The organism is Variovorax sp. V118, assembly GCF_041154445.1.
GTDB lineage: Bacteria > Pseudomonadota > Gammaproteobacteria > Burkholderiales > Burkholderiaceae_C > Variovorax > Variovorax boronicumulans.
In genome coordinates this window covers 3,874,349-3,896,903 of sequence record NZ_AP028663.1, presented here as the reverse complement: position 1 = coordinate 3,896,903, position 22,555 = coordinate 3,874,349, and the positions used below count along the sequence as shown (strand labels likewise).

Here is a 22,555-nt window from a genome sequence, read left to right as displayed (position 1 = left end):
GCTTCAGCGCGACTCGGAGGAGGGCGGCACCTTCGTGTTGCCCTTCTGCCGTTCGCGGAAGAGGGCGGCGCGCATCAGGAAGATGGTGGTGATCGGCGCCGTCAGCACGATGAACAGCACGATCAGCACCGCGTGCAGGAACAGGCTGAAGCCCTGTACCGAGAAGTAGGCGATGGTGGCCACCGTCAGGCACCACGCGCCCACCGTGGCGCCCAGCGTGGGCGCATGGATGCGGCGGAAGAAGGTGGGCATGCGCACCAGGCCGAAGGAGCCGATGGCCGCGAAGGCCGCGCCCAGCACCGCGAACACGGCGGTGATGATCTCGGCCCACAGGGGCAGGGCAGTGGCGCTCATTCGATGACCTCCCCGCGCAGCAAGAACTTGGCGATCGAGGTCGATCCCACGAAGCCGAACAGCGCCACCAGCATCGCCGCCTCGAAGTACACGCTGCTTGCGTAGTTGATGCCGAGCACCAGCATCATCAGCATGCCGTTGATGTAGAGGCAGTCGAGTGCCATCACGCGGTCCTGCGCGGACGGGCCGGCCAGCAGGCGAAAGAGCGCGCACAGCATCGCCACGGCCAGCAGGAAGAGCGCGGCCTTCAGGGCCCAGAAGAGAACAGGCGTCATGATTCGAAAATCTCCATCAGCGGACGTTCGTAGCGGGTCTTGATCAGTGCGATGAAGGCCGCCTCGTCCTCGAGGTCGAACACGTGGATCAGCAGCGTGGTGCGGTCGAACGAGACCTCGCCCCAGGCCGTGCCTGGCGTGAGGCACATGATCATCGCGAGCACGGCGAGGCCGTTGGGGTCGCGCATGTCCAGCGGAATCTGCACGAAGCGCGCCGAGATGTCGGCGGTGCGGCGCGTGAGCAGCAGCCGCGCCACGTCGTACGCCGACTTCAGCATGTCGAAGGTGACGAGGAACGACAGCCGCAGCGCCACGCCGGGCCGGCGCATGCGCACGGTGGCGGGGCGCAGGCCCTTGGTGATCAGCGGCACGGCAATGGCGAGCAGCGCGGCCGACAGCAGCGTGGCCGCTTCGAGCGACTGGTTGAGCAGCAGCCAGATGACGAACAGCGCGAACGACAGCGGCGGGGAAGGCATCAAGCGCTTCATGGCTTGGCCTCCTCTTTCTTCGCGGGCACCGGGTTGGGCTTCTGCTTGGCACCGAGCACGGCCTCGCGGTACGCAGTGGGCGTGCGCAGGCCGCCGGCGGTGGCCTGCGCGTGCTGCATCACGGGCTCGGCCCAGACCGTGAGCGCGACGCAGGCCGCGAGCAGGGCGGCCACCGGCAGCACCTCGAGCGCGGGCAGCGAGGGCATGGTGGCGTGGGGCTGCGTCCAGAAATGGCGGATGCCGGTGCGGCTCAGGGCGATCAGCGAGAGAAAGCCCGAGACGATCAGCAGGCCCAGGAAGGTCCAGCCGGCCGAGGCCACGGTCCTGCCGTCGAGCAGGCCCGAGAGCATCGCGAACTTGCCCACGAAGCCCGACAGCGGCGGCAGGCCCGCCAGCAGCAGCGTGCACAGCATGAAGCTCAGGCCCAGGAAGGCCACGCCCGCCGGAATGGCGCGGCCGTAGAGCGCCTGGGCATCGTCGTCGAGGTTCACGTCGTCGAGCGCGCGCAGGTCTTCGGCCAGGAAGGGCGCGTTGCCCGCCGCCTCGTGCGGCGCGACGCTCATGCCCGCGTTGCGCCAGCGCTCGATCATGTCGATCAGCAGGAAGAAGGCCGCCACCGCGAGCGTCGAGCTCAGCATGTAGTACAGCGCGCCCGCCCACACGGCCGGATCGCCCAGCCCGACGGCGGCCAGCAGCGTGCCCGCCGACACCAGCACGCTGAAGCCCGCGAGGTTCGACAGCCGCTGCGTGCCGACGATGCCGATGGCGCCCACGAACAGCGTCGCCAGCCCCACGCCCACCAGCGCGGCCTGCCCGAAGGCGGCCGAGGCGCCGGTGTCGGGCGCGAACAGCACGGTCCACAGGCGCAGCACGGTGTACACGCCGAGCTTGGTCAGGAGCGCAAACACCGCGCCCACCGGCGACACGGCCGCGCTGTAGGCCGGCACCAGCCAGAAGTTGAGCGGCCACGCGCCCGCCTTGGCGAAGAAGGCGGTGGCCAGGATGGCGGCGGCCGCGTGCACCAGGCCGCGGTCGCCCGGCGCGAGCTCGGCGATGCGCGCGCCCAGGTCGGCCATGTTGAGCGTGCCGGTCACGCCGTACAGGATGGCCGCGCCGATCAGGAACAGCGACGAGGCCGCGAGGTTGATCGCGATGTAGTGCAGCCCGGCGCGCACGCGCAGCCGGCCCGAGCCGTGCAGGAGCAGGCCGTACGAAGCCGCCAGCATCACCTCGAAGAACACGAACAGGTTGAACAGATCGCCCGTGAGGAAGGCGCCGTTCAGGCCCATGAGCTGCAGCTGCAGCAGCGGATGAAAGTGCACGCCCGCGCGGTCCCAGCGCGAGGTCGAATAGATCGAGGCCGCGAAGGCCACCACGCCCGTGAGCGCGACCATCATGGTCGAGAGCCGGTCGGCCACCAGCGTGATGCCGAAGGGCGCGCGCCAGTTGCCCGGCAGGTACACGCCGATCGAGCCCGGGCCGCCACCGGTGTCGGCAGCGTTCACCCAGCGCAGCAGCGCGAGCGCGGCCAGCAGGCCGACCAGGCCCGAGACCACGCTGAGGAAGGACTTGGTGCGCCGGTGGTTCTCGTTCATCAGCAGCATCAGCGCCGCCGTGAGCATGGGCACGAGGATGGGCACCGCCACCAGGTGCGGCATGCTGAACTCGAGGAAGCGGTCGAGCAGGTGGAACACGTCGTTCATTCGACCGCCTCCCGCTCTTCACCGTCCACGTGGTCGGTGCCCGACAGGCCGCGCGAGGCGAGCATGACCACGAGGAACAGGGCGGTCATCGCGAAGCCGATCACGATGGCCGTGAGCACCAGCGCCTGCGGCATCGGGTCGGCCGTGTTGGCCAGCGTGGCCTTGAAGCCTTCGACCAGCACCGGCTCGCTGTCGACCTTGAGCCGGCCCATGCTGAAGATGAACAGGTTGACCGCGTACGAGATGAGCGTCAGGCCCATGATGACCTGGAAGGTGCGCGGGCGCAGCAGCAGGTACACGCCCGACCCGGTGAGCACGCCGATGGCGATGGCCAGCACGATTTCCATCAGCGGGCCCCTCCGGTGGCGGCGGCAGCCTCTTCGGCTTCGGCGGCGGCGCGGGCCTGCGCTTCTTTCTCTTCTTGTTCGTCGGCCCAGCGGTGGCTTCGGATGGACTGGTGGGCCAGCGCGGTCAGGATCAGCATGGTGGCGCCGAGCACCAGCGCGAACACGCCGATGTCGAAGAAGAGGGCACTGGGCACGTGCATGTCGCCCAGCAGCGGCACGTGCACGTGCGCGGTGTGCGTGGTGAGGAACGGGTAGCCGAACACGATCGCGCCGCCGCCGGTGGCGAGCGCGAACAGCAGGCCGATGGCGATCCAGCGGCGCGGGTAGATGCGCAGGTGTTCTTCCACCCACTCGGTGCCCGAGACGATGAACTGCAGCACCAGCGCCACCGACATCACCAGCCCCGCGACGAAGCCGCCGCCGGGCGCGTTGTGGCCGCGCATGAAGAAATACACCGACACCAGCACGGCCACCGGCAGCACGAGGCGCACCAGCACGGCCGGCACCATCAGGTAGCCGATGGCGGAGTCGGTGGCGCGGCGCGGGTTCAGCAGGTCGCTGCTGCCGTCGTCGACCTGCAGCCGCTGCTGGATTGGCAGCGCCATCGATTCGATGGCCGGGCGGAAGCGCCGCAGCAGCGCATACACGGTGAGCGCCACGATGCCCAGCACCGTGATCTCGCCGAAGGTGTCGAAGCCGCGGAAGTCGACCAGCATCACGTTGACCACGTTGGTGCCGCCGCCTTCGGTGAGCGCGCGTTCGAGGAAGAAGGGCGAGATGCTCTGCGGGAAGGTGCGCGTCATCATCGCCCAGGCCAGTGCCGCCATGCCGCAGCCGGCGATGGTGGCCACCAGCAGGTCGCGCCCGCGGCGGCCCCAGGGGCGCAGGCGCATGCGCGCGGGCTGCACCACGTCCTTGCTGCGCATCGGCAGCCAGCGCAGGCCCAGCAGGATGAGCACGGTGGTCACGGCTTCGACCACCAGCTGCGTGAGCGCCAGGTCGGGCGCCGAGAACCAGATGTAGGTGACGCACGAGACCAGCCCGGCGCCCGCGGCCAGCATCAGCGCCGCGAGCCGGTGGAACTTGGCCTGCCAGGCGGCGGCCACGGCGCAGGTGCAGCCGATGAGCCAGGTCATCGCGAACATCGGCGAGAACGGCAGCAGCTCGCGCGTGCCGCGATCGGCCGGCGTGGTCCACAGCGAGGCCGCGGCGCCCGCCACGGCCACTACCACCAGCCACAGCAGCTGCCATTGCAGGCGGCGCGTGCCGAAGAGGCGGCGGCTGCGCCGGCCGGCTTCGCTCAGCAGCGCGATCAGGTGTTCGAAGATGAGCTGCCCGTCGAAGCGGTGCAGCAGCGGCGTGTGCTCCAGGCGCCCGCTGCCCAGCGGACGGCGCAGCAGCAGGTAGAGCACGGCGCCGCCTGCCAGCGCGACGAAGCTCATCATCAGCGGCAGGTTGAAGCCGTGCCACACGGCCAGGCTGTAGACGGGCAGCGTGCCGCCGACCACCGGCGTGGCCGCGGCCGCGAGCATCGGGCCGACCGACCAGGCCGGCGCCACGCCCACCACCAGGCACACCAGCACCAGCAGCTCGACCGGCACGCGCATCCAGTGCGGCGGCTCGTGCGGGGGCTTGGGCACGTCGGGGCCGCAGGGCGGGCCGAAGAACACGTCGAACACGAAGCGCGCCGAGTACGCCACGCTGAAGATGCCCGCGAGCGTGGCGATGACCGGCAGGCTGAGGTCGATCCAGGGCGTGGCCTGGATGAAGACCGTCTCGGCGAAGAACATCTCCTTCGAGAGAAAGCCGTTGAGCAGCGGCACGCCGGCCATCGAGGCGCTGGCGATGATGGCCAGCGTGCCCGTGATGGGCATGAGGCGCATCAGGCCGCTGAGTTTGCGGATGTCGCGCGTGCCGGTCTCGTGGTCGATGATGCCGGCCGCCATGAACAGCGAGGCCTTGAAGGTCGCGTGGTTCATGACATGGAACACTGCCGCGACGGCCGCCAGCGGGCTGTTCAGGCCCAGCAGCAGCGTGATGAGGCCCAGGTGCGAGATGGTCGAGTAGGCCAGCAGCGCCTTCAGGTCGCGCTGGAACATGGCCGCGAAACCGCCCAGCAGCAGCGTGATCGCGCCCGCGCCGCCCACCATCCAGAACCACTGCTCGGTGCCCGAGAGCACGGGCCACAGCCGCGCCATCAGGAACACGCCCAGCTTCACCATGGTGGCCGAGTGCAGGTAGGCCGACACCGGCGTGGGCGCGGCCATGGCGCGCGGCAGCCAGAAGTGGAACGGGAACTGCGCGCTCTTGGTGAATGCGCCGAGCAGGATCAGCACCAGCGCCACCGGGTACAGCGCGTGTGCGCGGATGATGTCGCCCGAGGCCAGCACGATGTCGAGCTCGTAGCTGCCGACGATGCGGCCCAGCACGAGCACGCCGGCCAAGAGGCACAGCCCGCCCGCGCCGGTGACGGTGAGCGCCATGCGTGCGCCGCGCCGCGCGTCGCGCCGGTGGTGCCAGTAGCCGATGAGCAGGAAGGAGAACAGGCTGGTGAGCTCCCAGAACAGCACCATCTGGATCAGGTTGCCCGAGAGCACCACGCCCATCATCGCGCCCATGAACGCGAGGAAGAACGAGAAGAAGCGCGGCACCGGGTCGGAGGCCGACATGTAGTAGCGCGCATAGAGCACCACCAGCGCGCCGATGCCCAGCACCAGCATGCAGAACAGCCACGCGAAGCCGTCGAGGCGGAACACGAGGTTCAGGCCGAGGGCGGGGAGCCACTCGATCTCCTGGCGCAGCACGTTGCCGTGCGCGATCTGCGGAAAGAGCCAGGCGACCTGGATCGCGCAGCCCAATGCGACGAGCCCTGCAAGGGTCGACTCCCGGTTGCGCGCGTTGGACGGCATCAACGCGGCCAGCACGCTGGCAAGAAAGGGGAGTGCGACGAGAAGGGCGAGGGGCATCGGGGGTCGATTCTATCGACCGACCCTCTGGAGAGCCCCTGTCTATAACCGCAGGAGCACGGGCAGTTTTTTCGCTGTCACGCAGCCAGCACGAGCTGCACGCTGCGGATGCCCAGCCAGGTCAGCACCAGCGAGCCGCACAGGTGCAGCAGGCCGGTGCCCAGCGCCAGCAGCGGCCGTCCGCCGAGCAGCAGTGCGACCACTTCGGCCGAGAAGCTCGAGAAGGTCGTGAGCCCGCCGAGGAAGCCGGTGATGAGCAGCAGCCGCCACACCGGGTCGAGCTGCGGCAGCGCCTGGAAGACGGCCACCGCCACGCCGACGAGGTAGCCGCCCACGAGGTTGGCGGCCAGCGTGCCGTAGGGCACGGGGCCGCCGGTGTTGAGCCACAGGCCCAGGCCCCAGCGGGCGAGGGCGCCGCACGAGGCGCCCACGCAGATCGCTAGAGCCGGCAATAGAGGAGGCATCCGTTCCCTTGTCGTCGTCGCACTGTCATTTCTCCTTGCCCATCACCAGGTCAGGCAGGATCGTGACGATACCCGGGAACAGCGTGATCAGCGCGATGCACAGCACGAGGCAGAAGAAGAACGGAATCGCCGCCTTGGCGATCACGTTGCTGTCCTTGCCCGTCATGTTCTGCAGCACGAACAGGTTGAAGCCCACCGGCGGCGTGACCTCGGCGATCTCGACCAGCAGCACCACGAAGATGCCGAACCAGACCAGGTCGAAGCCCGCCTTCTGGATCATCGGCAGCACCACGGCGCTGGTCAGCACGATCATCGAGATGCCGTCCAGCGCCGTGCCCAGCACCAGGTACACCACCACCAGCGCACCGATCAATGCATAGGGCGACAGATGCATGCTGTCGACCCACTCGGCCAGCTCGCGCGGGATGCCGGTGAAGGCCATGGTCTTGGTCAGGAACGCAGCCCCGGCCAGGATGAACATGATCATGCAGCTGGTGCGCGTGGCGCCCATGATCCCGTCCTTGAAGTTCTGCCAGGTCAGGCTCTTGCCGTAGGCCGCGATGGCCAGCGAGCCCAGCACCCCGAAGGCCGCGCACTCGGTGGCCGTGGCCCAGCCGGCCACCAGCACCCAGACGATGAACACGATCAGCAGCGCGCAGGGAATGAGGTTGCCCGACAGCCGGATCTTCTGCATGAAGGTGGTGGGCGGGTCGGCCGGCGGCACCTTGTCCGGATGGCGCAGGCTCCACCAGGCGATGTAGCCCGAGAACAGCAGCATCAACAAAAAGCCTGGAAGGAAGCCGGCCAGGAAGATGCGGATGATCGAGGCGTCGGCCGCCACCGCGTACACCACCATCGTGATCGACGGCGGGATCAGGATGCCCAGCGTGCCGGCGGTGGCCAGCGAGCCGATGGCCAGCTTCTCGTCGTAGCCGCGGCGCTTGAGCTCGGGCAGCGCCACCTTGGCGATGGTCGCGCAGGTGGCGGCCGACGAGCCCGAGACCGAGCCGAACACGCCGCAGCCGAGGATGGTGGTGTGCATGAGCCGGCCGGGCACGCGGTTGAGCCACGGCCTCAAGCCTTCGAACATCTCTTCGCTGAGCTTGGTGCGGAACAGGATCTCGCCCATCCAGATGAACAGCGGCAGCGCCGCCAGCTCCCAGCTCGCATTGCTTTCCCAGAAGGCCGAGAACAGGTTCTTGCCGGGCAGGGTGTTGGTGAAGAAGGCCTGGCCGACCCAGCCGACGATGGCCAGGGTCATGGCGATCCAGACGCCGCCGGCGAGCAGCAACAGCATGATGCCGAGCAGCAGCGCGCCCATCAGAAGGGTTTCGAGCATCGGGTGTCTTGGTTGTTGTCGTTGTCGGTCAGACGTCGGAAGAGAAGTCGCCCGCCGCGTGGCGCTCCTCGACGGCGCGCTGGTAGCTGGGCTTCTCGCCGCGCACCACGCCGACGAGTTCGTCGACCATGGCGATCAGGAGCAGCCAGCAGCCGATCACGAAGCTCGACTGCGGAATCCAGATCGGGATCACGAGCAGGCCCGTGGCCATCTCCTTGAACTCGTAGCTCTCGTAAGTGAAGCTGGTGGCCCAGTAGGTGAGGTAGGCGACCGACACGGCGGCGACCAGCAGGCAGGCCACGTCGAGCACGCGGCGCACCTTAGGCGGCACGGCATCGAGCAGCAGCGTGACGCGCACGAAGTCGCCGTGGCGGAAGGCATGCGCCATCGCGAAGAAGGCCGCCGCCGCGCACAGCCAGGCCACCGCGTCGTTGAGCCCGCTCACGTGCCAGTTCATCTGCCGGCCCACGCCGGCCACGATCATCAGCACGAAGATCAGAAAGACGCAGAACGCACCGAGCGCGCCTGCACCGTTGTACAGGCGGTCGAGGAAGCGGCGCACGGCTTACTTCTTCTTGTAGGCGTCGACGATGGCCGCGCCGTCGGCACCGGCAGCCTTGAGCCAGTCGGCCTGCATGATGCCGCCGACCTGGCGCATGTCGGTGTCCAGCTTGGGCGAAGGCTTGTGGATCTTCATGCCGCGCTCGGCCAGCAGGCGCTTGTACTCGTCGTTCTTCTCCTGCGCCACCTTCCAGCCACGTGCCTCGGCATCGGCCGCGGCCTTGGTCACAGCGGCCTTGCCGGCGGCGTCGAGTGTATCGAAGGCCTTGGCGTTCACGAGGATCGCGTTCTTCGGAATCCACGCCTGCGTGTCGTAGAAGTTCTTGATGTGCTCGAAGGTCTTGGTGTCGTAGCCGGTGGAGCCGGAACTCATGTAGCTCTCGATCACGCCGGTGGCCATGGCGGCGCTCAGTTCAGCCTGCTGGATCTGCACCGGCTGCGCGCCGATGAGCTCGGCGATCTTGGCCGTGGCCGGGCTGTAGGCGCGCCACTTGATGCCGCGCAGGTCGGCCACCGAGCCGATCTCCTTCTTGGTGTAGATGCCCTGCGGCGCCCATGGCACCACGAACAGCACCTTGATGCCTTGCGCGGCCAACAGCTTGTCCATCGCGGGCTTGGAGGCGTCGTAGAGCTTGCGGGCTTCGGGATACGTGGTGGCCAGGAAGGGCACGCCGTCCAGTGCGTAGATCGGGTTCTCGTTGGCGTAGTTGGCCAGCAGGATCTCGCCGGCCTGGGCCTGGCCGCTTTGCACGGCGCGCTTGATCTCGGGCGCCTTGAACAGCGACGCGTTGGCATGCACCGTGATCTTCAGCTTGCCGCCGGTGGCCGCGTCCACGTCTTTCGCGAACTGCGTGATGTTCTCGGTGTGGTAGTTGGTCGCGGGGTAGGCGGTGGGAAGGTCCCACTTGGTTTGCGCGAAGGCGGCGGCGCCAAGGGTGAGGCCCGCCAGGGCAATGCCGAACTTGTGATTCATGGACGCGCTCCGGAATGTAGTCAAAGCTGAATGAAAGAAAAGCATACGTGCAAATTCCGGGCCATTCGCTGAGGCATTTCCCTGCCATGTGGTGTCGATGCGGCACCAGCTGCGGGCATGAAAAAACCGCCTCGAGGGCGGTTTCTTCGGTTCAGGGTGGCGTCACTGCTTGGCGGGTTTCGCCTCGGCCACCTTGGCGGCCTTGCTTGCCTTGGCCGGTGCCGCCGCGCCGTTGAAGCTCTGGCCGTTGACCGTCAGGCCCTCGGCCGACAGCTTGGCCGCGCTCTTTTCCTTCACGCCCTTCACGCGCTGCATGAGGTCGGGCCAGTCCTTGAACTCGCCTTCCTTGCGCGCGTCGAGGATGCGCTTGGACAGCGACGGGCCGACGCCCTTGAGGCCGTCGAGGTCGGCGGCGCTGCCCTTGTTGGCGTCGACGGCGGCAAACGAGACGGCCGCGAAGCACATGGCGAGCGTGGCGATGACTTTCTTGAACATGGTGAAAACTCCCTCTTCAATCGTTGGTATGGCTATGCCGACAGGAATATCGGCTTCGGCTCAACGAGAGGGCGCGCGCGGCAGTTGACGTGAAAACGGGGCCAAGGGCCCCGTGTGACTATTGTTCCGAACCGTGGTCAGAGTTCTTCCACGCGCCGCGGTGGATAGCTGTCCCAGGCCTGGCAGCCAGGGCAGTGCCAGAAGTACTGGTGCGCCTCGAAGCCGCAGGCCGCGCAGCGGTAGCGCATGAGCGGCCGGGTCGCCTGGTCGAGCGCGCGTTGCACCTGCGGGTGGAACTGTTCGTGCTCGAAGCGCTCGCCGGCCAGCCAGCGCGACGCCGCGACGAGCGAGGGCTGGTGCGCGAGGTGGGCGATGTAGCTGTCGCGCGGCGTGGGGGCTTCAGTGGGCGTGTCCGATGGCGTGGCGTCGGGTGTGCCGCCGAGCGCGATCATCGCTTCGAGCACGTCGATCGACGGCGACTCGGCATAGCGCCGCTGCAGCAGCGCCAGCGCCTCGCCTTCGCGCTGCGCGGCCACGGCGGCTTTCTGCAGCGACGCGGCATACAGCGGCAGCGCCAGCGGCGCCGTGTCGCTGAGCCCTTCGAGCGTGTCGAAGGCCGCGGCGGCTTCGCCGTTGCGCAGCTGCAAGGTGGCGGTGTCGATGGCCGGGCGTGGTGCCTGCGGCGCCAGGGCGCGGGCCTGCGTGAGCAGGTCGCCGGCGCCCTGCAGGTCGCCGGCCGCGACGCGTTCGTTGGCCTGCTCGCACAGGTGGTGGGCGCGGCGCGTGCTGTAGCTGGCCTGGTCGGACTCGTCGAGCTTCTGCGCCACGTCCGCGGCCTGCGCCCATTCGCGCGAGCGTTCGTAGATGGCCAGCAGTGCGAGGCGGGCCTCGTTCTCGTAGCGCGTGCCTTCGAGCTTCTGCAGCGCCGCTTCGGCGCGGTCGAGCAGGCCGGCGCGCAGGAAGTCTTGCGCCAGCGCGTGCTGCGCGCGCTCGCGGTCGGCACGGCTCAGGTCGCCGCGCCCCAGCAGGTGCTCGTGCACGCGCACGGCGCGCTGGTACTCGCCGCGGCGGCGGAACAGGTTGCCGAGCGCGAAGTGCAGCTCTTGCGTGTCGGGGTCGTTCTGCACGGCCTCGATGAAGGCGTCGATGGCCTGGTCCTGCTGCTCGTTCAGCAGGAAGTTCAGGCCGCGAAAGTAGGCCTTGGGCGCCTGCCGGTTCTCGAGCTTGAGCTGGCGGATGTCGAAGCGCGATGCGAGCCACCCGAGCACGAAGGCAACGGGCAGGCCGATCAGCAGCCAGCTGGGATCAAAGTCCATGTTGACGTACGGCGGGAAGGTCGGTGGCGGAGATGGACGGCGTTGCCGCGGAGGCGGTCGCAGTGGCCAGCGGTGCGGGCGAGGGGGCTTCGGTGGTCGCAGGCACTTGCGCCGCGGCGGCGCGGTGTTTCCACCAGCCGGGCAGCATGCCCAGCGCGCCGACCACGAGCCCGCCGGCAAAGGCCGCGAGCACGACGAGCACCAGCGGCGCGCGCCAGTGGGTTCCGAAGAAGAAGTAGACGGTCGCGTCGTGCTGGTTGTTCAGCGCGAAGGCGAAGAGCGTAAAAAAAATGGCTGCCTTGAGCAGCCACAGGAGGTACTTCATAGCTGTTCCCGTTGCCGGGAGCATTCTACGTTTGCATTCATTTGCATCAGGCCTTGCGGCCGGCGGCTTCCTTGCCTGCATCGAGCTCGGCGGTCTTCGCGTCGACGGCTTCGCGCAGCGCCTTGCCCGGCTTGAAGTGCGGCACGCGCTTCTCGGGAATCTGCACGCTCTCGCCCGAACGCGGGTTGCGGCCGATGCGCGGCGGACGGCGGTTGACCGAGAAGCTGCCGAAGCCACGGATCTCGATGCGATGGCCGCGCACCAGCGCGTCGCTCATGGCGTCCAGGATGGTCTTGACGGCGTATTCGGCATCGCGGTGCGTGAGCTGCGCGAAACGGGCTGCGAGTTCTTCGACGAGGTCTGAGCGGGTCATAGGCCAAACATAAACGAAAAACGTGGACGAAAAAAAAGACAGAGCGGCCCCGGGGGCCTGTCTCTGTCTTCGGACTCAGCTTACTTGTTGTCGCTGTTGTCGAGCTTGGCGCGCAGCAGGGCGCCCAGGCTGGTCGTGCCCGCGTTTTCGCGTGCCGACTGCTGGCTCAGGCTGGCCATGGCGCCTTGTTCGTCGACCATGTCCTTCTGCTTGATCGACAGCTGGATGTTGCGGGTCTTGCGATCCACATTCACCACGATGGCCGTGACTTCGTCGCCTTCCTTGAGCACGTTGCGGGCATCTTCGACGCGGTCGCGCGAGATTTCCGAAGCACGCAGGTAGCCGATGATGTCTTCGCCGAGGTCGATTTCAGCGCCGCGGGCGTCCACGGTCTTGACCTTGCCGGTCACGATCTGGCCCTTGTCGTTCACGGTGGTGAACGTGGTGAACGGATCGCTGTCGAGCTGCTTGATGCCCAGCGAGATGCGTTCGCGGTCGACGTCGACAGCCAGCACGATCGCTTCGACTTCCTGGCCCTTCTTGTAGTTGCGAACGGCGGTTTCGCCGGTTTCGTTCCACGAGAGGTCCGAGAGGTGCACCAGGCCGTCGATGCCGGCAGCCAGACCCACGAACACGCCGAAGTCGGTGATCGACTTGATCGGGCCCTTGACGCGGTCGCCACGCTTCGTGTTCTGAGCGAACTCTTGCCACGGGTTGGCCTTGCACTGCTTCATGCCCAGGCTGATGCGGCGCTTGTCTTCGTCGATTTCCAAGACCATGACTTCGACTTCGTCGCCCAGCGAGACGATCTTGTTCGGAGCGATGTTCTTGTTGGTCCAGTCCATTTCGGAGACGTGCACCAGGCCTTCGATGCCGGGTTCGAGTTCGACGAACGCGCCGTAGTCGGCAATGTTTGTGACCTTGCCGAACAGGCGGGTCGATTGCGGGTAGCGGCGCGAAACGCCCATCCACGGGTCGTCACCCATTTGCTTCAGACCCAGCGAGACACGGTTCTTTTCGGTGTCGAACTTGAGGATCTTGGCGGTGATTTCCTGGCCGGCCTGAACGACTTCGCTCGGGTGGCGGACACGGCGCCATGCCATGTCGGTGATGTGCAGCAGGCCGTCGATGCCGCCGAGGTCCACGAACGCACCGTATTCGGTGATGTTCTTGACCACGCCGCGCACGACTGCGCCTTCCTTCAGGGTTTCCATCAGCTTGGCGCGTTCTTCGCCCATGCTGGCTTCGACCACGGCACGGCGCGACAGCACGACGTTGTTGCGCTTGCGATCGAGCTTGATGACCTTGAATTCGAGGGTCTTGTTTTCGTACGGGGTCAGGTCCTTGATCGGACGCGTGTCGATCAGCGAGCCCGGCAGGAATGCGCGGATGCCGTTGACCAGGACGGTCAGGCCGCCCTTGACCTTGCCGCTGGTGGTGCCGGTGACGAAGTCGCCCGATTCCAGGGCCTTCTCGAGGGCGAGCCACGAAGCCAGACGCTTGGCGGTGTCGCGCGAGAGGATGGTGTCGCCGTAGCCGTTTTCAACGCTGCCGATGGCAACGGAAACGAAATCGCCGGCCTGGACTTCGAGTTCGCCCTTGTCGTTCTTGAACTCTTCGATCGGCACATACGCTTCGGACTTCAGACCGGCGTTGACGACGACGTGGTTGTGTTCGACACGCACGACTTCGGCGGTGATGACCTCGCCGCTGCGCATTTCGGAACGCTTCAGGGACTCTTCGAATAGGTCGGCAAAAGATTCAGACATTTATGGTTCCTTCCGTCAGGCAGGGTTGGCAGGCGCTCTTGCGAAATTGCGTGCGGCTGCTGTGGGTCTGTAGACGGCGGTTAGGTTGTGGGCGTGAGCCCGGTTGGTTGAACAACCAGCAGGCCGGTGCGCTGTCGCGCGGAAGGAGCCTGCTGGAGCGGTAGGCGCCACCCGGAACACCCGGGAGACGCAAGCCTTTCAAGCGGACTTGAAAGGCTGCACTTCAATCCGCTCAAGCGGACTTGAACGGTTGAATTTCTTGCCACCAGTTCAACACCGTGTCGATCGAGCGTTCGATGGACAGCTGGGAGTTGTCGAGGTGGCGAGCGTCCTGCGCCGGCTTCAGAGGTGCAACGCTGCGGGAAGAGTCCCGGGCGTCACGTGCTTCCAAGTCGGAGCGAAGACTGTCGAGTGTAGTCGAAATACCCTTTGAAATCAACTGCTTATGCCGCCGTTCGGCGCGCTGGGCGGCACCCGCCGTGAGGAACACCTTGAGCGCTGCGTCGGGGAAGATCACGGTGCCCATGTCGCGCCCGTCGGCCACCAGGCCAGGCAGGCGGCGAAAGCGGTGCTGCAGGTCTTGCAGCGCCTCGCGCACGGCCGGCAGTGCGGAGACGCGCGAGGCGTCCATGCCGGCGGCTTCGGTGCGGATGTCGTCGCTCACGTCTTCGCCGGCCAGCAGCACCTTGCCCTCGGTGAACTGCAGGGGCAGGGCGGCGGCGAGGGCGGCGATCTGCGCTTCGTTCGCGGCGTTGGCCTCCAGGCCGGCGCGGCGCGCGGCAAGCCCGGTCACGCGGTACAGCGACCCCGAATCCAGGTAGTGGTAGCCCAGCAGGCGCGCGACTTCGGCGGCCAGCGTGCCCTTGCCCGAGGCGGTCGGGCCGTCGATGCAGATCACGGGCACTTCGGCGGCCTCGGCCACCGAGAACAGGGTCTCGAAGTAGTCGGGGAAGGTCTTGGCGACGCAGTGCGGCTCGAGGATGCGCACCGGCACGCCGGCGGGGTTGAAGGCCGCGAGCGAGAAGCACATGGCGACCCGGTGGTCGTCGTAGGTGCGGATGCTGGCGGGCCGCCAGCCGGCGGCGGGCAGGGGGTGGACGCGGATGAAATCGGGCCCGGCCTCGACCGTGGCGCCGAGCTTTTGCAGCTCGTTCGCCATGGCGTCGATGCGGTCGGTTTCCTTCACGCGCCAGCTTGCGATGTTGCGCAGCGTGCTGGGGCCGTCGGCGTACAGCGCCATGACGGCCAGCGTCATGGCGGCATCGGGGATGTGGTTCGCGTCGAGGTCGATGGCCTTGAGCGGCCAGGCGCCGCGGCGGATTTCGAGCCAGTTCGGGCCGCTGTCGACCAGCGCGCCCATCTGCTGGGCAGCGTCGATGAAGCGGATGTCGCCTTGGATCGAGGCCGCGCCCACGCCTTCGATGCGGATGCCGTTCTGGCCTGAAACGCCCGTCGCAATGGCGCCAAGCGCTATGAAATAGCTAGCAGACGACGCATCCGCCTCGACGTGGATCTCGCCCGGCGAGCTGTAGCGGCTGCCGGCGGGAATGGTGAAGCGCTCCCAGCCGTCGCGCTGCACCGTGATGCCGAAGCGCGCCAGCAGGTTCAGCGTGATCTCGATGTAGGGCTTGGAGATCAGCTCGCCAACGACCTCGATCACGATGTCGTTGGCTGCTGCGAGCGGCAGCGCCAGCAGCAGGGCGGTGAGGAACTGGCTCGACACGTCGCCGCGCACGCGGATCGGTGCGCGCAGCGCCAGTTCGTCGTGCGACACGGGGTGGATGCGCAGCGGCGGGTAGCCGGGGTTGCCGAGGTAGTCGATGCGGCAGCCCAGCTGCGTGAGCGCGTCGACCAGGTCGCCGATGGGGCGCTCGTGCATGCGCGGCACACCGCTGAGCTCGAATTCGCCGCCAAGCAGCGACAGCGCCGCCGTCAGCGGACGCATGGCCGTGCCGGCATTGCCCAGGAACAGCGGCAGCAGCGTCGCGCCCAGCGACGGCGGCAGCTGGCCGCCCAGGCCCGTGATGCGCAGCGAGGCGCCGGCCGGCTCGATGCCGCAGCCCAGCGCGCGCAGGGCGTCGAGCATCACGCGCGTGTCGTCGGAATCGAGCAGGTCGTGGATCGTGGTGGTGCCGCTGGCGAGCGCAGCCAGCAGCAGCACGCGGTTGGAGATGCTCTTGGAGCCCGGCAGCCGGACCGTGCCGGCGGCGCCCACGAGGGGCGGAAGGTCGAGGAAGGCGGTCGAGAACATGTCAGCTGTCCTGCTGAGCCAGAGCGTCGGTGCTCGAGTTCGGCTTCCAGGCGGCGCGCGCCTTGCTGGCGGCGGCGATGGATTGCTCCAGCCCCTGCAGGTCGCCGGCGGTCATCAGCGCCTCGAGGTCTTCCAGCGCCTTGCGGAAGGCCTGCGACTGCTGCAGCACCTGCTCGCGGTTGGCGAGCAGCACGTCGCGCCACATGACGGGGTCGCTGGCGGCGATGCGCGAGAAGTCGCGAAAGCCCGGCCCTGCCAAGCTCAGGAAGCGGTCGCCCTGCGGCTGGCCGATGAGCGCGTTGGTGTACGCAAAGGCCAGCAGGTGCGGCAGGTGGCTCACGGCGGCGAAGGCGGCGTCGTGTTCTTCGTGCGTCATGGTGACGACGTTGGCGCCGATGCCACTCCACACCTGCGAGGCGCGCTGCACGTTCGAGCGCAGCGTGGTCTTGACCGGGGTCAGCACAACCTGGCGGCCGGTGAACAGCGAGGCTTCGGCGTGCTCGATGCCGGAGACTTCCTTGCCGGCGATCGGATGCGCCGGCACGAAGCTGGCGAACTGCTTTTGCAGGCCGTTGCGCGCGGCCTCGATCACGTCGCCCTTGGTCGAGCCCACGTCCATCACCAGCGTGTCGGCCGAGATGCCGTGGCGGATCGCCTTGAAGGTGGCTTCCGAGGCGGCCACCGGCACGGCCAGCAGCACGATGTCGGCGCCCGACACCGCCAGCAGCGCCGAGGGCGCCGCCACGTCGATCACGCCGAGCTGGCGCGCCCGCTCGGTGGTGGAGGGCGACTTGCTGTAGCCGACCACGCGTTTCACCAGCTTCGCGCGCTTGAGCGCGAGCGCAAAGGAGCCGCCCATGAGGCCGCAGCCGATCAATCCCAGTTGCTCGAACATCGCGTCGGTCCGTTCGGCTCAGGCTTTGATCGGGTAGGCGCCGAGCACCTTGTAGAAGGCGCAGAGGCCGCGCAGTTCGGCCAGCGCCGCCGCCACGTTGGGCTGCGAGGGGTGGCCGTCGAGGTCGATGTAGAAGTAGTACTCCCACTGGCCGGTGCGTGCGGGCCGCGACTCGAAGCGCGTCATCGACACGTTGTTGGCCTTCAGGGGTACCAGCAGGTCGTGCACCGCGCCGGGGCGGTTCGGCACCGAGACGATGAGGCTCGTGCAGTCCTTGCCCGAGGCCGGCGGCATGGCCAGCGTCTGCGGCAGGCAGATCACCGAGAAGCGGGTGCGGTTGTACGAGTCGTCCTGGATGGCGTGCGCCACGATGTGCAGGCCGAAGCGGGTGGCGGCGCGTTCGCCGGCCAATGCGGCCCAGGCCGGGTTGGTGGCCGCGAGGCGTGCGCCTTCGGCGTTGCTCGACACGGCGCGTCGCTCGGCGTTGGGCAGGTGCTTGGACAGCCAGGTCTGGCACTGCGCCAGTGCCTGCGGATGGGCCAGCACGGCCTCGACGCCTTCGAGCGAATTGCTGCTGCGCATCAGGTGGTGGCGCACCAGCAGGCTGACTTCGCCGACGACATGGGTGGGCGAGTGCAGGAACAGGTCGAGCGAGCGGGTGACCACGCCTTCGGTGGAGTTTTCGACGCCGACCACGCCGTACTGGGCGCTGCCCGCGGCGGTGGCGTGGAACACCTCGTCGAAGCTGGCGCAGTAGATCAGGTCCGCGGCGCCGCCGAAGTACTCGATGGCGGCCTGTTCGCAGAAGGTGCCCTCGGGGCCGAGCACGGCCACGCGCTGGGGCGATTCGAGTGCCAGGCAGGCCGACATGATCTCGCGCCAGATGGCCGCGACATGGAGGTCCTTGAGCGGACCGCCATTGCTTTTCTGCATCTTGTCGATGACCGCGGCGACGCGGTCGGGGCGGAAGAAGGGCGTGCCTTCGCGCTTCTTGACCTCACCGACCAACTCGGCCACATGGGCGCGCTCATTGAGCAGGCTCAGCAGCCGTTGGTCGAGGGAGTCGATCTGCACGCGCAGACCGGCCAGGCTTTCGGAATTGTCGGGGGTGGTGGGTGGTGTGGGGGCAGAGGCGGTCATCGGTGCGAGCAACAGGGCATGCGCCTACGCATGCGATCGCTCGAATTCTCTCATGTAGGCCACCAAGGCCTGCACCCCGGCCAGCGGCATGGCGTTGTAGATGCTCGCGCGCATGCCGCCGACCGACTTGTGGCCCTTGAGCTGCAGCAGCCCGGCTTCGCGCGCACCGGCCAGGAAGGCTTCGTTGCGGCCCTCATCAGCCAGGAAGAACGGCACGTTCATGCGCGAACGGCAGTTGGCGTCGATGCGGTTGGCGTAGAAGTCGGAGCCGTCGATGAAGTCGTACAGCAGCTTCGCCTTCTCGACATTGCGCTGCTCCATGGCGGCAACGCCGGTGAGTGCGCCTTCCGTCTGCTGCAGCAGCCACTGGAACGTGAGCCCCGCCATGTAGATGCCCCAGGTCGGCGGGGTGTTGTACATGGAGTGGTTGTCGGCCACGGTCTTGTAGTTGAACGCGCTCGGGCAGATCTCGAGCGCGTGGCCCAGCAGGTCGTCGCGCACGACCACGATGGTCAGGCCGGCGGGGCCGAGGTTCTTCTGGGCGCCGCCGAAGGCCAGGCCGACGCGGGTCCAGTCGACGCTGCGCGAAGCCACGTGGGAAGAAAAATCGATGACCAGCGGCGCCTTGCTGCCGAGCGCAGCCAGGTCGGGCAGTTGCTGGAACTCGATGCCGTTGATGGTCTCGTTGCTGCACACGTGCACGTACGAGGCATCGGCGGACAGCTGCCAGCTGGCGGGATCGGGCAGCTGCGTGTGCTGGTTGTCGGCGTTGCTGGCCGCCACGCGGGCGGTGCAGTAGCGCTGCGCTTCCTTGTGCGACTTGGCGCTCCAGCTGCCGGTGACGACGAAGTCGGCAGCGCCGCCGCGCGACAGGTTCAGCGGCACGATGGCGTTTTCGCCGAGGCCGCCACCCTGCATGAACAGGATGTGAAAGTGCGAGGGGATGGCCAGCAGCGTGCGGATGTCGGCTTCGGCCTGGGTGCAGATGGCACCGAATTCCTTGCCGCGATGGCTCATCTCCATCACGCTCATGCCGCTGCCCTGCCAATCGAGCATCTCGGAAGCGGCGCGTTGCAGCACCGCCTCCGGCATGGCAGCCGGACCGGCCGAAAAGTTGTAGGGGCGCTTGCCGGCCGGCGTCTGCTGCTGGGTCACGTTGCTTTACTTCTTGGCGGGAGCCTTGGCGGCGGGCGCCTTGGCGGGAGCTGCTGCACCGTCGGTCGGAGCACCGAGGGCCTTGGCGACGTTGGTGTCGAGTGCGCGCATCTTGGGTTCGATGGTGGCGCGGGTTTCGGTCACCAGCTTTTCCGTCAGAGCGGTCTGCATCTTCGGGTTCAGTTCCTGGTACTTCTTGCTCAGGGGCGAGTTGATCCAGGCCAGCAGCTGCTTGAGCTCGTCTTCGCTGAAGTTCTGCTCGAGGATGGGCGTGAGGGCGCCAGGGGCGATCTGCACGGCCTTGTCGCGCACCAGCGGGTAGGCGTCGTCGAAGTACTTCTTCAGCTCGGCGTCGGCGGCCTTGGCGGCGGATTCGCGCTTGGCTTCGGGCACCTGGGTCTGCAGGTACTGCGAACCGGCTTGCGCGATGGGGGCGCTCGACTGCTCGATCAGGCCGCGTGCCAGCGACTCGATGCCGGGGCGCTGGATCTCGATGAACTGCTTGATCAGCGTGGCCTTGTCCTGGGCCATGGCGGCCATGGACGAGCCGGCGAGGGCAGCGGTCAGGAGTGCGAGCTTGAGTTGTTTTTTCACTGAGGATTCTCCGTTGAAGATGTGGAAGTGTCGTCTGCGTCCGGCTCACCTTCGCCGTTCGCGTCGTTTTCGACGATGCGTTGAAGCCCGCTGAGTTTGGCGCCTTCGTCGAGCCCGATCAGCGTGACGCCTTGCGTCGCCCGACCCAGTTCGCGAATCTCGGCCACACGGGTGCGCACGAGCACACCCTTGTCGGTGATGAGCATGATCTCATCGTCCGCATGAACGAGCGTGGCGGCAACGACCTTGCCGTTGCGCTCACTCTGTTGAATCGCGATCATGCCTTTGGTTCCGCGGCCATGACGCGTGTATTCGGTAATGCTTGTGCGTTTTCCGTAACCATTTTCGGTGGCGGTGAGCACGCTCTGCTGCTCGTCCTCGGCCACCAGCATGGCGATCACGCCCTGGCCCGGCTCCAGCGACATGCCGCGCACGCCGCGGGCGTTGCGGCCCAGCGGGCGGACGTCTTCCTCGTCGAAGCGCACGGCCTTGCCGTTGTCGCTGAAGAGCATCACGTCGTGCTTGCCGTCGGTGAGTGCCGCGCCGATGAGGTAGTCGCCCTCATCGAGGTTCACGGCAATGATGCCGCCCTTGCGCGGGTTGCTGAATTCGTCGAGCGCCGTCTTCTTGACGGTGCCCATCGAGGTCGCCATGAACACGTACTGGTCGGCCGGGAAGTTGCGCTTCTCGCCGGTGAGGGCGAGGGCGACGTTGATCTTCTCGCCTTCCTGCAGCGGGAACATGTTGACGATGGGGCGTCCGCGCGAACCGCGCGAACCCGCCGGCACTTCCCACACCTTGAGCCAGTACAGCCGGCCGCGGTTGGAGAAGCACAGGATGTAGTCGTGCGTGTTGGCGATGAAGAGCTGATCGATCCAGTCGTCGTCCTTGGTGGACGTGGCCTGCTTGCCGCGCCCGCCGCGCTTTTGCGCGCGGTACTCGCCCAGCGGCTGGCTCTTGATGTAGCCGCTGTGCGAGAGCGTGACCACCATGTCGGTCGGCGTGATCAGGTCTTCGGTCGAGAGGTCGTAGGCACTGTGCTCGACCAGGCTGCGGCGCGCGCCGATCTTCGACTGGCCGAATTCCTGCTTGATCTCGCCCAGCTCGTCGCCAATGATGATCGAGACGCGCTCGGGCTTGGCCAGGATGTCGAGCAGGTCGTCGATCTCGGCCATGACGTCCTTGTACTCGGCGACGATCTTGTCCTGCTCGAGGCCGGTCAGGCGCTGCAGACGCATCTGCAGGATTTCCTGCGCTTGCGTTTCCGACAGGCGGTACAGGCCGTCGCCGCCCATGCCGTACTCGCGCTCGAGGCCTTCGGGGCGGTAGTCGTCGGCATTGATCACGCCGCCGTCGGCGCGCGAACGCGTGAGCATTTCGCGCACCAGCTTGCTGTCCCAGCTGCGGGTCATGAGCTCGGCCTTGGCGACCGGTGGGGTGGGCGACTCGCGGATGATGCGGATGAACTCGTCGATGTTGGCCAGCGCCACCGCCAGGCCTTCGAGCACGTGGCCGCGTTCGCGGGCCTTGCGCAGCGTGAAGACGGTGCGGCGCGTGACCACTTCGCGGCGGTGCTGCAGGAAGACCTCGATCAGGTCCTTCAGGTTGCACAGCTTGGGCTGGCCGTCGACCAGCGCCACCATGTTGATGCCGAAGGTGTCCTGCAGCTGCGTCTGCTTGTAGAGGTTGTTGAGCACCACCTCGGGCACTTCGCCGCGCTTGAGCTCGATCACCAGGCGCATGCCCGACTTGTCGGATTCGTCCTGGATGTGGCTGATGCCTTCGATCTTCTTCTCGTGCACCAGCTCGGCCATGCGCTCCTGCAGCGTCTTCTTGTTGACCTGGTAGGGGAGCTCGTCGACGATGATCGCCTGGCGCTGGCCGCGGTCGATGTCCTCGAAGTGGCACTTGGCGCGCATCACGACCTTGCCGCGGCCGGTGCGGTAGCCGTCCTTCACGCCGTTGATGCCGTAGATGATGCCGGCGGTGGGGAAGTCGGGCGCCGGCACGATTTCCATCAGTTCGTCGATGCTCGCCTGCGGATTGCGCAGCAGATACAGGCAGGCATCCACCACTTCATTCAGGTTGTGCGGCGGGATATTGGTGGCCATGCCGACCGCAATACCGCCGGAGCCATTGACCAGCAAATTCGGAAGCTGGCTGGGCAAAACTTTCGGTTCTTTTTCGGAGCCGTCGTAATTGTCCTGAAAGTCGACAGTTTCCTTGTCGATATCGGCCAGCATTTCGTGCGCAATTTTGGCCAGCCGGATTTCCGTATAACGCATTGCGGCGGCGTTGTCGCCGTCGACCGACCCGAAGTTGCCCTGGCCGTCGACCAGCATGTGGCGCATCGAGAAGTCCTGGGCCAGCCGGACGATGGTGTCGTAGACCGACTGGTCGCCGTGCGGGTGGTACTTACCGATCACGTCACCGACGATACGGGCCGACTTCTTGTATGGCCGGTTCCAGTCGTTGTTGAGCTCGTGCATCGCGTACAGCACGCGCCGGTGCACCGGCTTGAGGCCGTCGCGGGCGTCGGGAAGCGCCCGGCCGACGATCACGCTCATGGCGTAATCGAGGTAGCTGCTGCGCATTTCCTCTTCGAGACTGATGGGCAGGGTTTCTTTGGCGAAGGAGGTCATGAGCAAGAGGCTGGCGGCAGGAAGGCGAAATTTTACGCTGTGAGGGGTGTCGCACCGCCGCAACACAAGGGCTCTATTCCGCCTCCGTCCTACGCTTCAGGGGCGTCCAGCGGCCTGTTTGCCAAAGACC

At 67.1% G+C, this 22,555-nt stretch carries 21 protein-coding genes; all 21 read right to left on the bottom strand.

Annotated elements, in window-relative coordinates:
- Positions 1-3: 3 nt before the first annotated feature.
- Positions 4-354 carry a monovalent cation/H(+) antiporter subunit G gene (gene mnhG / locus ACAM52_RS18095; protein ID WP_062468694.1) on the bottom strand — a complete coding sequence of 117 codons (351 nt, stop codon included), beginning with the start codon at positions 352-354 and terminating at the stop codon, positions 4-6.
- Positions 351-629, bottom strand: coding sequence for a K+/H+ antiporter subunit F (locus ACAM52_RS18090; RefSeq protein ID WP_062468691.1), 279 nt, complete (start codon positions 627-629; stop codon positions 351-353). The genes mnhG and ACAM52_RS18090 overlap by 4 nt, the downstream gene beginning before the upstream one ends.
- Positions 626-1,117: a Na+/H+ antiporter subunit E gene (locus ACAM52_RS18085; RefSeq protein ID WP_062468688.1), complete on the bottom strand. Its 492-nt coding sequence runs from the start codon at positions 1,115-1,117 to the stop codon at positions 626-628. Before ACAM52_RS18085 ends, ACAM52_RS18090 begins: the two co-directional genes overlap by 4 nt.
- Positions 1,114-2,820 (bottom strand): monovalent cation/H+ antiporter subunit D, encoded by a 1,707-nt coding sequence (locus tag ACAM52_RS18080; RefSeq protein ID WP_095946877.1) that lies wholly within the window; start codon positions 2,818-2,820, stop codon positions 1,114-1,116. Before ACAM52_RS18080 ends, ACAM52_RS18085 begins: the two co-directional genes overlap by 4 nt.
- Positions 2,817-3,167 carry a Na+/H+ antiporter subunit C gene (locus tag ACAM52_RS18075; protein WP_056582686.1) on the bottom strand — a complete coding sequence of 117 codons (351 nt, stop codon included), beginning with the start codon at positions 3,165-3,167 and terminating at the stop codon, positions 2,817-2,819. Before ACAM52_RS18075 ends, ACAM52_RS18080 begins: the two co-directional genes overlap by 4 nt.
- The gene (locus ACAM52_RS18070; protein WP_070063998.1) at positions 3,167-6,133 is read right to left on the bottom strand and encodes a monovalent cation/H+ antiporter subunit A; all 2,967 of its coding nucleotides are present in this window, start codon (positions 6,131-6,133) and stop codon (positions 3,167-3,169) included. Before ACAM52_RS18070 ends, ACAM52_RS18075 begins: the two co-directional genes overlap by 1 nt.
- 77 nt (positions 6,134-6,210) lie before the next feature.
- The gene (gene crcB, locus ACAM52_RS18065) at positions 6,211-6,597 is read right to left on the bottom strand and encodes a fluoride efflux transporter CrcB (RefSeq protein ID WP_369644187.1); all 387 of its coding nucleotides are present in this window, start codon (positions 6,595-6,597) and stop codon (positions 6,211-6,213) included.
- A gap of 25 nt (positions 6,598-6,622) precedes the next feature.
- Positions 6,623-7,936, bottom strand: coding sequence for a TRAP transporter large permease (locus tag ACAM52_RS18060; RefSeq protein WP_369644186.1), 1,314 nt, complete (start codon positions 7,934-7,936; stop codon positions 6,623-6,625).
- A gap of 28 nt (positions 7,937-7,964) precedes the next feature.
- Positions 7,965-8,498, bottom strand: coding sequence for a TRAP transporter small permease (locus ACAM52_RS18055; RefSeq protein ID WP_062468676.1), 534 nt, complete (start codon positions 8,496-8,498; stop codon positions 7,965-7,967).
- 3 nt (positions 8,499-8,501) lie between these two features.
- A complete protein-coding gene (locus ACAM52_RS18050) occupies positions 8,502-9,470 on the bottom strand; it encodes a TRAP transporter substrate-binding protein (protein WP_369644185.1) in 969 nt (322 codons plus the stop codon).
- A 162-nt stretch (positions 9,471-9,632) separates the two neighbouring features.
- Positions 9,633-9,965 carry a helix-hairpin-helix domain-containing protein gene (locus ACAM52_RS18045; protein ID WP_062468671.1) on the bottom strand — a complete coding sequence of 111 codons (333 nt, stop codon included), beginning with the start codon at positions 9,963-9,965 and terminating at the stop codon, positions 9,633-9,635.
- Between the two features lie 137 nt (positions 9,966-10,102).
- On the bottom strand, positions 10,103-11,281 hold the full coding sequence (gene lapB / locus ACAM52_RS18040) for a lipopolysaccharide assembly protein LapB (RefSeq protein ID WP_307584920.1): 1,179 nt from the start codon (positions 11,279-11,281) through the stop codon (positions 10,103-10,105).
- Positions 11,271-11,606: a lipopolysaccharide assembly LapA domain-containing protein gene (locus ACAM52_RS18035; RefSeq protein WP_062468665.1), complete on the bottom strand. Its 336-nt coding sequence runs from the start codon at positions 11,604-11,606 to the stop codon at positions 11,271-11,273. The genes lapB and ACAM52_RS18035 overlap by 11 nt, the downstream gene beginning before the upstream one ends.
- Before the next feature lie 46 nt (positions 11,607-11,652).
- On the bottom strand, positions 11,653-11,979 hold the full coding sequence (locus tag ACAM52_RS18030) for an integration host factor subunit beta (RefSeq protein ID WP_056582668.1): 327 nt from the start codon (positions 11,977-11,979) through the stop codon (positions 11,653-11,655).
- Positions 11,980-12,059: 80 nt separating this feature from the next.
- Entirely contained in the window at positions 12,060-13,748 is a 1,689-nt protein-coding gene (gene rpsA, locus ACAM52_RS18025) for a 30S ribosomal protein S1 (protein ID WP_062468664.1), read from the bottom strand.
- Between the two features lie 232 nt (positions 13,749-13,980).
- The gene (locus ACAM52_RS18020; RefSeq protein WP_369644184.1) at positions 13,981-15,999 is read right to left on the bottom strand and encodes a bifunctional 3-phosphoshikimate 1-carboxyvinyltransferase/cytidylate kinase; all 2,019 of its coding nucleotides are present in this window, start codon (positions 15,997-15,999) and stop codon (positions 13,981-13,983) included.
- Between the two features lies 1 nt (position 16,000).
- Entirely contained in the window at positions 16,001-16,894 is an 894-nt protein-coding gene (locus ACAM52_RS18015; protein WP_369644183.1) for a prephenate dehydrogenase, read from the bottom strand.
- An 18-nt stretch (positions 16,895-16,912) separates the two neighbouring features.
- Positions 16,913-18,034, bottom strand: a complete 1,122-nt coding sequence (pheA, locus tag ACAM52_RS18010) for a prephenate dehydratase (protein ID WP_062468655.1) — start codon at positions 18,032-18,034, stop codon at positions 16,913-16,915.
- Positions 18,035-18,058: 24 nt separating this feature from the next.
- On the bottom strand, positions 18,059-19,126 hold the full coding sequence (gene serC / locus ACAM52_RS18005) for a 3-phosphoserine/phosphohydroxythreonine transaminase (protein ID WP_369647751.1): 1,068 nt from the start codon (positions 19,124-19,126) through the stop codon (positions 18,059-18,061).
- A gap of 69 nt (positions 19,127-19,195) precedes the next feature.
- Positions 19,196-19,783 carry a DUF2059 domain-containing protein gene (locus ACAM52_RS18000; RefSeq protein ID WP_235926701.1) on the bottom strand — a complete coding sequence of 196 codons (588 nt, stop codon included), beginning with the start codon at positions 19,781-19,783 and terminating at the stop codon, positions 19,196-19,198.
- Positions 19,780-22,425 carry a DNA gyrase subunit A gene (gyrA, locus tag ACAM52_RS17995; protein WP_062468652.1) on the bottom strand — a complete coding sequence of 882 codons (2,646 nt, stop codon included), beginning with the start codon at positions 22,423-22,425 and terminating at the stop codon, positions 19,780-19,782. Before gyrA ends, ACAM52_RS18000 begins: the two co-directional genes overlap by 4 nt.
- Positions 22,426-22,555: the final 130 nt, after the last annotated feature.